General features: G+C 52.7%; 11 protein-coding genes and 1 other annotated feature. Of the genes, 3 read left to right on the top strand and 8 right to left on the bottom strand.

Translation table 11 applies throughout. The features are described from left to right. Positions 1–106: 106 nt before the first annotated feature. The 5 genes from leuS to ACX93W_RS00925 all read right to left on the bottom strand — a co-directional run bounded on the left by leuS (position 107) and on the right by ACX93W_RS00925 (position 4,853). Positions 107–2,545, bottom strand: coding sequence for a leucine--tRNA ligase (gene leuS, locus ACX93W_RS00945; protein ID WP_459390451.1), 2,439 nt, complete (start codon positions 2,543–2,545; stop codon positions 107–109). Positions 2,546–2,603: 58 nt separating this feature from the next. Next, positions 2,604–2,842, bottom strand: a binding site (T-box leader). A 114-nt stretch (positions 2,843–2,956) separates the two neighbouring features. Then, the gene (locus ACX93W_RS00940) at positions 2,957–3,385 is read right to left on the bottom strand and encodes a hypothetical protein (RefSeq protein WP_459390450.1); all 429 of its coding nucleotides are present in this window, start codon (positions 3,383–3,385) and stop codon (positions 2,957–2,959) included. Between the two features lie 115 nt (positions 3,386–3,500). After that, positions 3,501–4,262: a GNAT family N-acetyltransferase gene (locus ACX93W_RS00935; protein WP_459390449.1), complete on the bottom strand. Its 762-nt coding sequence runs from the start codon at positions 4,260–4,262 to the stop codon at positions 3,501–3,503. 7 nt (positions 4,263–4,269) lie between these two features. After that, entirely contained in the window at positions 4,270–4,584 is a 315-nt protein-coding gene (locus tag ACX93W_RS00930; RefSeq protein WP_459390448.1) for a hypothetical protein, read from the bottom strand. 74 nt (positions 4,585–4,658) lie between these two features. Beyond that, complete coding sequence (locus tag ACX93W_RS00925; RefSeq protein WP_459390447.1) at positions 4,659–4,853, bottom strand: YwbE family protein; 195 nt, start codon at positions 4,851–4,853, stop codon at positions 4,659–4,661. A 153-nt stretch (positions 4,854–5,006) separates the two neighbouring features. Between ACX93W_RS00925 and ACX93W_RS00920 the strand changes: the two genes are divergently transcribed. The 3 genes from ACX93W_RS00920 to ACX93W_RS00910 all read left to right on the top strand — a co-directional run bounded on the left by ACX93W_RS00920 (position 5,007) and on the right by ACX93W_RS00910 (position 8,785). Next, the gene (locus ACX93W_RS00920; RefSeq protein WP_459390446.1) at positions 5,007–6,695 is read left to right on the top strand and encodes a DEAD/DEAH box helicase; all 1,689 of its coding nucleotides are present in this window, start codon (positions 5,007–5,009) and stop codon (positions 6,693–6,695) included. Between the two features lie 165 nt (positions 6,696–6,860). Continuing rightward, positions 6,861–6,950, top strand: coding sequence for a YjcZ family sporulation protein (locus ACX93W_RS00915; protein WP_459390445.1), 90 nt, complete (start codon positions 6,861–6,863; stop codon positions 6,948–6,950). Between the two features lie 209 nt (positions 6,951–7,159). Beyond that, positions 7,160–8,785 (top strand): family 10 glycosylhydrolase, encoded by a 1,626-nt coding sequence (locus tag ACX93W_RS00910; protein ID WP_459390444.1) that lies wholly within the window; start codon positions 7,160–7,162, stop codon positions 8,783–8,785. 79 nt (positions 8,786–8,864) lie between these two features. Here the strand turns inward: ACX93W_RS00910 and ACX93W_RS00905 are convergent, their stop codons facing one another. Genes ACX93W_RS00905 through ACX93W_RS00895 form a run of 3 tightly spaced genes read right to left on the bottom strand, consistent with a single transcriptional unit; the run spans position 8,865 to position 12,096 of the window. Next, positions 8,865–9,671, bottom strand: coding sequence for a Cof-type HAD-IIB family hydrolase (locus ACX93W_RS00905; protein ID WP_459390443.1), 807 nt, complete (start codon positions 9,669–9,671; stop codon positions 8,865–8,867). A gap of 22 nt (positions 9,672–9,693) precedes the next feature. After that, on the bottom strand, positions 9,694–10,455 hold the full coding sequence (locus ACX93W_RS00900; RefSeq protein ID WP_459390442.1) for a pseudouridine synthase: 762 nt from the start codon (positions 10,453–10,455) through the stop codon (positions 9,694–9,696). Continuing rightward, positions 10,456–12,096, bottom strand: a complete 1,641-nt coding sequence (locus ACX93W_RS00895; protein WP_459390441.1) for an RsmB/NOP family class I SAM-dependent RNA methyltransferase — start codon at positions 12,094–12,096, stop codon at positions 10,456–10,458. Positions 12,097–12,166: the final 70 nt, after the last annotated feature.

The following is a 12,166-nucleotide window of genomic DNA, read 5'->3' as shown; positions in this document are numbered from 1 at the left end:
GTACTGTCATGCGTTATTGCCATGCGCCGGCCTTGCGGTGCCGACGCGCTTTAGAGCTTTGCTGCATTGCTTTTCGGTTATCGTCCGATATGTTTTGCTGCCGGGCTTAATTAGCTACGATGTTGACGAGTTTGCCTTTAACCGCAACGACTTTCCGTATTGTTTTGCCGGCAATCAGCTCCTGCACTTTTTGCAGTTCTTTGGCAAGGGCCTCCATGTCGGCTTGGTCTGTGTCGGCAGCGATGGATACGCGTTCCACGATTTTGCCGTTAACCTGAACCACGATTTCCACTTCCTGATCGACCGTCCAGGCTGCATCATACGATGGCCACTGGCTGTAGGTAATGGTGTCATTTTGTCCAAGCTTCGCCCACAGCTCTTCCGTAATGTGCGGGGCAATCGGGGACAGAAGCTGCAGGAAATCGCGCAGCGCTTGCTCCGGCAGAACCTCGGTTTTGTATGCCTCGTTAACAAAAATCATGAGCTGGCTGATAACGGTGTTGAAGCGCAGGCCCTCATAATCTTCGCCGATCTTTTTAATGGAGCGATGCCATACGCGCTTGAATTCGTCGCTGGTTTCGCCGTCTTTGTTCAGCTTGGCCGTCAAGGTGCCGTCTTCGTTAACAAACAGTCGCCATACGCGGGCAAGGAAGCGGTACGTGCCTTCCACGCCGTTCGTATTCCACGGCTTTGTCGCCTCCAGCGGGCCCATAAACATTTCGTACATCCGCAGCGTATCCGCGCCGAATTCGCCTACGATATCGTCGGGATTAATGACATTGCCGCGCGACTTGGACATTTTTTCATTGTTAGTGCCCAAAATCATGCCTTGGTTAACCAGCTTGTGGAACGGCTCCTTGGTTTGCACTACGCCGATATCGTACAGCACTTTGTGCCAGAAACGCGCATACAGCAAGTGGAGCACGGCATGTTCGGCGCCGCCGATGTACAGATCGACAGGCAGCCATTCCTTCTGTTTCTCCGGCGAGCAGATTTCCTTATCGTTTTTGGGATCGATAAAGCGCAGGTAATACCAGCAGCTTCCCGCCCATTGCGGCATGGTGTTTGTTTCGCGTCTTGCTTTCATGCCGGTTTCAGGATCAATGGTGTTGACCCAATCCGTCACGTTTGCAAGCGGAGATTCCCCCGTACCGGAAGGTTTGATCGCGTCTACGTCCGGCAACAGCAGCGGCAGTTGATCCTCCGGCACGGTCTTCATAGTGCCGTCCTCCAGGTGCAGGATCGGAATCGGTTCGCCCCAATAACGCTGGCGGCTGAACAGCCAATCGCGCAGACGGTAGGTTACTTTGCCTTTGCCCTTGCCGCTTTGACTCAAATGGCCGATCATGGCTTTAATCGCTTCTTCATTGTTCAAGCCGTCCAGGAAGCCGGAATTGATATGCGGTCCTTCTCCTGTATAAGCCTCTTTCGAGACGTCTCCGCCTTGCACTACTTCAATGATAGGCAAGCCAAACTGCTTCGCAAACTCCCAATCGCGGGTATCATGGCCCGGAACCGCCATAATCGCGCCCGTGCCGTAACCTGCCAGCACGTAATCGGCAATCCAGATTGGCGTTTTTTCGCCGTTTGCCGGATTGATGGCATAAGCGCCCGTAAATACGCCGCTTTTTTCTTTGGCCAGATCCGTTCGCTCCAGATCGCTTTTGCGTGCCGCCGCTTCCCGGTATGCTTCAACCGCGCCGCGCTTCTCCTCGGTTACGATAGCTGCCACCAGCTCATGCTCCGGCGCCAGTACGCAATAGGTTGCGCCAAACAGCGTATCCGGACGCGTCGTAAATACAACCAGCGACTCACTATGCCCTTCGATGGCAAAGGTCACTTCCGCGCCTGTCGATTTGCCGATCCAGTTGCGCTGCATATCCTTGATGCTTTCGGACCAGTCCAGCTCCTCCAGATCTTCAAGCAGGCGTTCCGCATATTCCGTAATTTTCAGAATCCATTGGCGCATCGGCTTGCGGACGACGGGATGGTTGCCGCGCTCGCTTTTGCCGTCGATAACCTCTTCGTTCGCAAGCACTGTGCCCAGCGCTTCACACCAGTTGACGGGAACCTCCGCCACATAAGCAAGACCGCGTTTGTACAGCTGGATAAAAATCCACTGCGTCCATTTGTAATACTCCGGGTCCGTTGTGCTGAATTCCCGGTCCCAATCATAGGAGAAACCTAATGATTTGATCTGGCGACGGAAGTTATCGATATTTTTGAAGGTGATGTCGCGCGGGTGCTGCCCGGTATCCAGAGCATGCTGCTCCGCCGGCAGTCCAAAGGCGTCCCAGCCCATGGGATGCAGCACGTTAAATCCTTTCATCCGCTTGTAGCGGGATACGATATCCGTTGCCGTATAGCCTTCCGGATGGCCGACGTGAAGACCCGCGCCTGAAGGATACGGAAACATATCCAGCGCGTAGAACTTCGGTTTGCCTTTATCCTCTTTTGTCTGGAACGTCTTGTTGTTGTCCCAATATTGCTGCCACTTCGGTTCGATTGCCAGCGGATTATAACCGTGGCGATGCTCATGACTCATGCCATACATCCTCCTAGTCGTAGAAAAACATAAAGCCCCCCGCCCCCAGCGGATTAACGCTAGGGACGAGAGGCTATTCTCCCGTGGTACCACCCTAGTTAGCTCGAACATGCTCTGTCCGACGCTCACTCAAAGCCCTTAACGCGGGCTGAATCGGTGCAGATGCCTCCACATTGACAGTGTCGGCCTTACACAGCTCCAAGGCGAGCTTCCTTCCGCATAAGGTCCGGCTTTCACCAAACGCCGGCTCTCTGAAACCTTCATGACGGATGTACTGTTCCTCTTCAACGCTTATTTATGGAAAAACGAATATATACGATTATATAAGGCGGATCATACTCATGTCAAGCAATCGGACGTGTCACCGGGCATTCCCGCCATGCTACCCGAAACGATTCCGTGGTCACACCCTCAAGATGATTGGCGCGACGTCCCTGCATTTTCTGCATAATTTACTTTCCCGGTAACAAAAATCAATGAAATGACGAGCAGCAGCACCGTATGCATCGCAACACCTGGAATACCTCCGTACCCGCTTATAAAAAGGCCGATGGCCCATAATCCCAGCGCAGGCAATTGAATGACAAACAACAAGCATAATAACAGGATCGTCTGACCGTCATTGATCGCGGCATTCATGCGCGAACGAAGCGCGAGGGTAACAAGGAGCACGGCTCCCAGCGCCATGGAGCATTTGCTCCAGAAGGAGGTTGCGGCCAACTCCGAGCCTTGCTCCATGCCCAGCAGTGTTTTGAAATAAAAACCGTCATTCAAATACATCCATCCCGCCGCCAGCGACATCAGCCCGACTACTGCAATCAGCCAGTTTTTGTGGTTCATGACATCTCAGCCTTCCTCATAATATAGTATTCGCCGTTCAGAGAAACACTATCAACAGTATATACCTCATCTGACGGCCATATACGGTGGAAGGTTGCAGCGGCTGGGCTGGTGATTATTGGCTGGCGAGAGATTTGACTCTGTACCAATATTCATAGATTGTTGCAAACCCAACTTTGCCATAAAGGTTTAGCGCGGGCCCGTTATCGTTAACGACGAGCAGATATGCCTTTTCAGCGCCATTCCGCTTCGCCCAATCCAGCAGATGGAGCGTTAGCGATAATCCATAGCCCTTGCCCCGGTATTCGGGGTTGGTCATGATGTCGGATAAACCCGCCCATCCGTCCTCCAAAACAATGTTCCCGTAAGCCACCGGCTGGCCGTCCGCTTTAAGCGACGCAAAACATTGTTTAAGCGGCTGGCCGGAGAACAGCTTTCTCTTCGTTTCAATTTGGGCCGGACTAAGTCCTTTTAACTCCGCTATCTGTCCAAGCCACGATTCGTCCACTTCAGCGGAAAACTCCACCTCCGTATGAACCGGAGCCTGGAGAGCGGCAAGCTCCAGCGTTTGAACCAGCACATGCTCCGCTTTACGGTAGCCCAGCTCCTCCAGTCGGCAATCCAGATTACCGGGACGGGAAAAAGGGGTGATTTTGAAAACGGAGTCCATTCCTCTTTCCTTGTAAAACAGCTCGCAAAAGGCGATTTTATCATCCAGAGGCAACGAGTGCCCGTATATCGGATTTATGGAATTCGACCGTTTGGTATAACCCTCCGATACCCGAAGCAGCCAGCCGTCATAAAGCACTGTCTGAAGGGCTGGCCAACCGTTCAGCGTAATTTCTTCGATTCGTTTGTTTAAATCGTTACTTTCCACGATGAATTTATCCCCCTATCGGCGCAATGCCAAATCGCTGCAGCATTCCCTGTTGTCCTGCCTTTTCCAGAATAGCGGCTTGACGAGGCCCGAACAGGTCAAAATGGGGATAATCTCCCCGATGATGTATGTATCGGTGATCCAGTCCGTTATCCTTGCACCATGATGCAAGCTTGGCCAGATCGGAACAGCCGACCTTGGTTACGGTCTTCATCCCGGGAAAACGGTCGTCGATCCAAAAATGAGTCAAAAAAGCAATTTCACCCCTCGCTACGGCGTTTTTCCATGCCGCAAGCTCGTCCCTCTTGATGCCAAATGCCATTCTCCAACCTCCCTGCCTTCCATACTTCCTTCATCGACAGAAGGCAAGCACTAATTTCTGTTTTTGAACCGTTTTTATTCTATAATTTCCTTTACTCTTCCGACCGCCCCATCGTTCAGCCTGACCTTGATCCCATGGGGATGGGATGGAGAATTCGTCAAAATATCTTTGACTACACCTTCGGTGAGCTGTCCCGTGCGCTGATGCTGCTTCAGCACAATCCTCACCCGCAGTCCCGCCTTGATGGAAGTACGCAATTTGCCGTCCATACTATATCTTCATTCCTTTACCTCTAAATATTTGGCTATTACAGGTGGTCTTTCATTATTAACATACCACAAGCAATTGACAGATGCACTTGTCCTCGTCAACTGTTATACTTAGCATCAATACCTATTGTCAGGAAATGAGGAATTTTTGAAATGTCAAAGTCATTTACAGCTCTTAGCGTTCAGCAGGAGCTTTGTGAAGCATTAGCGCAAAACGGAATCAATGAACCAACGGCTGTTCAAAGCCAAAGTATACCAAGGTTGTTCAAGGGCGAAGATGTCATTGCCCAAGCCCAGACCGGCACGGGAAAAACGCTTGCGTTCGCCCTGCCCATGCTGCAGCGAATCCAGCCTGGTAAAGAGCAGGTTCAAGGCCTTATTCTGACGCCAACGCGCGAGCTGGCGCTACAAATTACGGTAGAGCTGAAGAAGCTGGCTCCGGTTGTGGGAGCTACCGTTTTGGCCGCGTATGGCGGTCAGGACGTTGATGCGCAAATTCGCAAGCTTCAGAACTCCCCGCATATCGTCGTCGCTACGCCAGGACGGTTGATTGACCATATGAATCGCGGCACGATTAACCTGGGCAAAATTTCCATGCTGGTGCTGGATGAAGCAGACCAAATGCTGCATATGGGCTTTTTGCCCGAAGTGGAAAGCATTATCGTGCAAACTCCTAAAGCGAGACAAACGATGCTGTTCTCCGCCACTATGCCGGATGCGGTTCGCCGGCTTGCGGGCGAATATATGAATGACCCGGTCGACATCACGGTACAGAGCCGCCATGTCACGCTTGACAGCATCAACCAGCTGGTAGTCGAAACGACAGACCGGGGCAAACAAAATGCGTTAATCCATTTGCTGGAACAGCATACGCCGTATTTGGCTGTTGTGTTCTGCCGGACAAAGGTTCGCGCGAAAAAGCTGAACGAAGCTTTGCAGGATTATGGCCTTGTCAGCGACGAGCTGCACGGCGATTTGACTCAAGCGAAACGGGAGCAGGTCATGCGCCGCTTCCGCGAAGCGCGCTTGCAAATTCTGGTTGCAACCGATGTTGCGGCGCGCGGCTTGGACGTAGAGGGAGTTACCCATGTCTACAATTATGACATGCCGCTTGACGCGGAAAGCTACATTCACCGGATCGGCCGTACCGGAAGAGCCGGGCACGATGGCATGGCTGTCACGCTGACCACTCCTTACGATACAGGCAAACTGGCGGCGATTGAACGGGGCATCCAGGCAGGTCTGAAGCGCGTCTCTATTGACCGGGAAGGTCAGATATCCGATAGTCAAAGCTCCGCTCGCAGAAGCAGCGGCGCTCGCGGAGGCTCCACCCGTTCCGGGGATCGCGAAGAATCCGCAGGACGCGGATCTGCACGCAAAGGCGCTCGCGGTACGGAAGGCAGAGGTCCTCGGCGCGGTGAAGGAGCGGGACGCGGCTCTGAAGATAGAGGCGGAAGACGCGGCGGGTCACCAGGGCGCGGGGGAGCGGACAGACGCAACGCAACAAGCGGGCGTTCTTCTTCCGAAGGCCGCAGATCCAATACGGGAAGAGGCCCAACATCCGAAGGAAGAAGCTCTTCAGCGGAAGGACGCGGCTCTGCTCGCAAACAAAGCTCCGTTTCGACTGGCAGCGTAAGCGGAAATCCATGGGAAGCCGGTGAAACATCCGGCGTTAATTCCCGTGGCGGCCGGAATGACCGCAGCGGCGGAGGTTCCCGCAGCCAAAGCTCCCGCGGCAGCCGGGACGGCGCCGCACGTGGCGGCCGATCGGGAGGCAAGGACCGGCCAGGCGGAAGAGACAGCCGCCAGAATAAGCCTCCAGGGGGCCGAGGAAGACGCTAGTCACAGCCCTTCCAGACAATCGGAGTTTACTCTTGCATTACCGCAAACGTCCAAGCAAAGCCTCTATGACAACATATATTGAAATATGCCGATAGCTGAAGCAAAACGATCCACCAATAGAATACGCTGCAGCTTAGGCAATCAATTAGCTCGGGAGGCTTTGGCATGTCAGGTGTGTATGGAGGCTACACGTCGGCGGGTGTAATCCTGGTTCTGTTCATTCTTCTGGTCGTCATTACAAAGACTTTTCTGTAACAGACAGAACATCCCCATCGTGAAATCGCGTTAGGGCCAGACGGCTCCAGCGCACATGAACTCCCCCTTTTGCAGCGATGATTCCATCGTTTCGCAAAAGGGGGTTTTCTATGCAATTTGAATAGATTCTCCGCAACAAACACGCCCCTTTTTGCGTCTAACTGCAAAACAGTTCAAATCTAGCAATCGAAACAGGAGGTTTTCAAAAAATGAAAGCAAGAAAGACGGTCGGCTGGCTGCTGATAACGATGATGTTTTTGGCATTTGCCATCCCGTCCGCCGAAGCCGCATCGTTGCCTAATGGAGCAAACAGCGGCAGCAAGGAAATCCAGATTTTGCTGGACGGGAAAGTGATTCAAAGCGATGTCCCGCCTTATATTCTGCCGGCGGTTTATGTGACGATGGTGCCCTTGCGCGTTATTAGCGAAGAATTAGGCGCTAAAGTCATTTGGAATGAACAGGACCAGCAGGTCGTTATCGTCGGCAAAGAAAATACATACATGATTATGAAAAAAGGCTCCAAAACAGCTATGGTCAACGGGCAAGAAATCCCTTTGGATGCTTCGGTGGAGCTCAAAAACAGCCGAATGATGGTCCCGCTCCGTTTTGTCAGCGAGCAATTGGGATTAAAGGTAGAATGGAACCAGGAGCTTCGCAGAATCACGCTGACGACGCAAAACATCGCCCCCAAGCCCCCGGATCAAGGCGGGGTGGATGAAAACAATGATCAAACGGAGAAAGCCGAATTGCGCGGCGTCTGGATTTCAACCGTCTATAATTTGGATTGGCCATCCCAATCGTCCTATGGCAATGCGACCAAGCAAATGGACGAATATCGGAAGCTGCTTGATGAATTGCAGGCATTAGGCATGAACGCCGTGTTTGTTCAGGTTCGTGCCGCAGCCGATGCCATCTATCCCTCCCGGCTCGTTCCCTGGGCGACATCATTGACCGGCACTCAAGGACGCGATCCCGGATATGACCCTCTGGCGCTCATGATTGAAGAAACGCATAAGCGGGACATGGAGTTCCACGCCTGGTTCAATCCTTTCCGTGCCAGCGTTGACGCAAAGCTGGAGAAATTGTCCTCCGATCATATTGCAAAGCAGCAGCCGGACTGGATTGTTAATGCAAGCAACAAGCTGTACATTAACCCGGGAGTGCCGCAAGCGAGACAACATATTATAGATTCTATTATCGAAGTGGTTCAAAATTATAAGGTTGACGGCGTTCATCTGGATGATTACTTCTATCCATCCAATGTTTCGTTTGCCGATGATGCCGCCTATAAAGCTTTTAATTCGGAGCAATTCCGAACAAAGGCCGACTGGCGCCGCAATAACATCAACGTATTTGTCCGGGATCTTGGGCAAGCCATAAACGCGGTCAATCCCGAGGTCAGTTACGGCATCAGCCCCTTTGGCGTTTGGCGCAACCAGGCGACTGACGCGACCGGCTCCGAAACCAAAGCCGGCGTAACCGCCTACGACAGCATGTTTGCCGATGTCCGTACCTGGATAAAGCAAGGCTGGGTCGATTATATTAATCCGCAAATCTATTGGAGCCTTTCATTTCCGGCAGCGAGATATGATAAATTGGTAGATTGGTGGGCGCAAGAGGTGCAAGGCACCGGGGTGGACTTATATATCGGACATTCTCCATACAAGCTGGGAACAAAAGAGGCCGGATGGGACAGCGCGCAGGAGCTCATTAACCAGCTGCACTACAACAAGCAATATCCTCAAATCAGCGGCGACGTATTTTTTAGCGCCAAAGATCTGATGAGGAATCCTCTAAACATTAAGGAAGCCTTGCAAACCTATTATATGAACTAGAAAAACAAAGGACCCCGGTCTCCGCTCAAAAGCGGGAATCGAGGTCCTTCTGCGCATGCTAGGATGTGTTTGCAATCCCCTAGCAATTTTCCCCCAGCACGTACCGTCGCAGCGCCGCTGCGGCTCCGGCGTCGTTGTTGCTGCCGCAAACGGCGTCAGCCGCCGCTTTGACTGCATCCGGGGAATTGTCCATTGCTATGCCAAGGCCGGCAAACTGAAGCATGGAAATATCATTATAATAATTGCCGATGGCAAATATGCGTTCACGCGGCATGCCTCTTTGCAAAGCCAGCTCTTTTAATGCATCGCCTTTGCTTGCTCCGGGATGCTGGATATCAATGAAAAAATCCCCGCTGCGAATAATTTGCAGGGTCGGCGCGAGATTTTCCCAATACCGCTGAACCTCGTCGATCCCCTCCATTGGGCCAAATACAGACATTTTGATCAAGCCTTCAGGCAGCGGGTCGCCGCTATTCAGCACAACAGGTTCAACGTTCAGATGCTGATAAATCGCTTTTGCCTGCTCCGAAAGCTGCTCTACCATCACGTCAAAAGCTGTATTCAAGTCAAACTGAAGACCCTCGCGGCGGCACGTGTCAAGGAACAGCTTCAGCTTTTCATTATCCATCGTAAACTGGGCGATGACATGGTTGTCGCTGGACGATACGGTTGCCCCTCCATTATGGACAATCATCGTGCCCGCCAGACCAAGCTCTTCCATAATCGGCATGGCGGCTCTCGGTCCTCTGCCCGTGCATAATACAATTTCGGCGCCCGTTTGCGCCGCTTCGCGGACTGCGTCCTTTACCTCGGGCAACAAGGCATGATCGTCATTCAGCAGCGTTCCATCCACGTCCAATGCAATGATTCCAAATTTCCCCTTCATCTCTCCCACTCCCGTCTCTCTTTCATGCTTTCCCCTGTTTACCGCCTTGAAGCTCCTTCAGGCTAAGCAATTCTTCCTGGCTGAGTTCTCTGTATTGTCCTTCTGCAAGCTCCTCATCCAGAACCAAGGGCCCCATCGTTACCCGCTTTAATGTAAGGACGGTTTTGCCGACGGCTTGGAACATCCGTTTAACCTGATGAAACTTGCCCTCCTTGATTTTCAGCGAGATATAGGTTAAGTCGCCTTCTTCATCACTATCCGCATTAAGAATTTGCAGCTCGGCGGGCATCGTCATATAGCCATCCTCAAGCTCGACGCCTTCCGAAAATGCCGCTATATCTTCGCCAGTCACTTTTCCGCGCACCGTAGCTTCATACGTTTTGACAACGTGTTTGCGCGGCGACAATAAATCATGCGCCAAAGCTCCATCATTGGTCAACAGCAGCAACCCGACAGTATCCTTGTCCAGCCTGCCAACCGGGAACGGTCCCGGCAGCGTATCTTCCGGCTTGAGCAAGTCGATCACGGTTTTGTCCCTGGCATCCTCCGTTGCGGATATGACGCCTTGCGGCTTGTTCAGCATAAAATAAACCACGCTGCGGTAATGCACTTGTTCGCCTTGAAAAGCGATGACTTGCTCGGAAGGATTTACGATTAACCCGCTATCCTTGACCGTTATCCCATCCACAGTGACCATGCCCGCTTTGACATATCGCTTAATTTCGCTTCGTGTGCCGCAGCCCGAATGGGCTAGCAGCTTGTCGATGCGCAGACGTTCCGTCATTTATATTCGCCTCCAGCCTGCAGCCAACTCATTTTTCAACATTCCGTCGACGTATTTTCCCCATCCAAGCGGGAAGCCGTCCACGCATACCAATAAATATCCTTTAGCGGGCGCACCGTTCCGAAGAGCCAGCTCCTCCGGCTCCACAAACAAAGTTTCACCCCGCAAAAATCGGGCTACCCGATCGTCCTGACTGCTCCAGCTTACGCTTCGCGCCGCCTGCTCTTCTGTTAATCCCATCGCCAGCGGCTGGGACGGAACAAACCGGTTTTTTTTGGCTTCGCCAAGCAGCCAGCCCCCGCGAATCACTTTAAGCCCCTCCAATGGAGGCAAGGCGCGATGTCTGTAATAAACCTTCTCCTGAAAAGCTTCCATGACCGCATCATCGGGCGCGTCAAGCAGCAGATGTTCACGGCAAAAGTCCTCCCACAAGGCTATGGGGTCCGTCATTTCAACGCGAGACGCATGATGGTTTTCTCCATGGCGCTGCTTTCGGCCATTGCGATTTTTCGGCGAGTCCGCGTACCCGCCACCCTGCTTCCGCGCTGAAGCAAGCAATGCCGCTTCTCCCCGTCCTCCTCCAGGAGCTTTTCCTCTTTTGGTGGAGGAGGGCTCCAAATCACGGCTTCCTAATGCTGTATCGGCATTATCCCGACTGTTATCCCTGTCGGAATATTCAGCTGCAGCCGAATCCCCAGCCTTAGCGAGCAGCACAGCAAAATGGCCTTCGCCAACTGTATGATGCGGCCAAATTCGGACCGCGCCCTTTAAGCTGTCCGTTATGTCTTTCCCCGCCCGCTCCGCAATCTCTGCCCCAATCCAATCGGGCCGGCCCTGCTGGAGACCATGCACAGGCTTTACGGGCACAACTGTAAAATCTCGATTCTCAGCCAAAAAAGCTGCGATTTGCTCTTCGTTTTCCTCCGGCGAAAATGTGCAGGTGGAATACAGGAGCTGTCCGCCGGGAGCCAGCATAGCTGCGGCATGGACCAAGATGTCTCTTTGCATGGCAGAGCAGCGTTCAACCGAATGCCTCTCCCATGACGCCGCCATGCTTTCGTCCTTGCGAAACATGCCTTCGCCGGAGCATGGAGCATCCACCAATATCCGGTCAAACCAGCCGGTGAAAAGGCGGGCAAGCCGTTCCGGTTCCTCATTGAATACAACAGCGTTGCGAATGCCGGCCATAGCTATATTTTTGGCCAGCGGTTTCGTCCGTTCATAAGCATTGTCGTTCGAGACAAGCACGCCTCTGCCCATCAGCCGTCCGCCGATCTGAACGGATTTCCCTCCGGGGGCCGCGCACAAATCAAGCACCCTATGGCCAGGCCGCACATCCAATAATTCCACAGGCAGCATGGCGCTTGGCTCCTGAATGTAATATAAGCCGGCATTGTAGTAGGGGTGGGTGCCGGGCCTTTCATCCTCGGAGTAGTAGAAGCCGTCTCTGCTCCAGGCGATGGGCCGCGTTTCTCCTTCCGACGGCGTCAGCTCATGCCATTTTCCCGCATCCAGCTTTAAAGGATTGATTCTAAGCCCGTAAGCCCGAGGAGAATAATAGGATTTCACAAATTGTTCATATTCCGCGCCAAGCAGCCCTTTCATTTTGTCCAGAAACGCTGCCGGCAATATTTCGTTCATATGCTTGTCCTCCTGCGCCGATCTTCGCGCTCCGCTGTCATTTACAAACCCACTCTAGTTTGGTATATAA

Source organism: Paenibacillus sp. CAU 1782, from assembly GCF_054551715.1.
Note: the sequence above shows the minus strand (reverse complement) of the source record. Positions and strands in the feature narration are given on the sequence as shown.

Coding starts and splice junctions, on each gene's coding strand:
- leuS (WP_459390451.1), bottom strand. CDS start 2,545: ATGAGTCATGAGCATCGCCACGGTTATAATCCGCTGGCAATCGAACCG.
- ACX93W_RS00940 (WP_459390450.1), bottom strand. CDS start 3,385: ATGAACCACAAAAACTGGCTGATTGCAGTAGTCGGGCTGATGTCGCTG.
- ACX93W_RS00930 (WP_459390448.1), bottom strand. CDS start 4,584: ATGGCATTTGGCATCAAGAGGGACGAGCTTGCGGCATGGAAAAACGCC.
- ACX93W_RS00925 (WP_459390447.1), bottom strand. CDS start 4,853: ATGGACGGCAAATTGCGTACTTCCATCAAGGCGGGACTGCGGGTGAGG.
- ACX93W_RS00920 (WP_459390446.1), top strand. CDS start 5,007: ATGTCAAAGTCATTTACAGCTCTTAGCGTTCAGCAGGAGCTTTGTGAA.
- ACX93W_RS00915 (WP_459390445.1), top strand. CDS start 6,861: ATGTCAGGTGTGTATGGAGGCTACACGTCGGCGGGTGTAATCCTGGTT.
- ACX93W_RS00910 (WP_459390444.1), top strand. CDS start 7,160: ATGAAAGCAAGAAAGACGGTCGGCTGGCTGCTGATAACGATGATGTTT.
- ACX93W_RS00905 (WP_459390443.1), bottom strand. CDS start 9,671: ATGAAGGGGAAATTTGGAATCATTGCATTGGACGTGGATGGAACGCTG.
- ACX93W_RS00900 (WP_459390442.1), bottom strand. CDS start 10,455: ATGACGGAACGTCTGCGCATCGACAAGCTGCTAGCCCATTCGGGCTGC.
- ACX93W_RS00895 (WP_459390441.1), bottom strand. CDS start 12,096: ATGAACGAAATATTGCCGGCAGCGTTTCTGGACAAAATGAAAGGGCTG.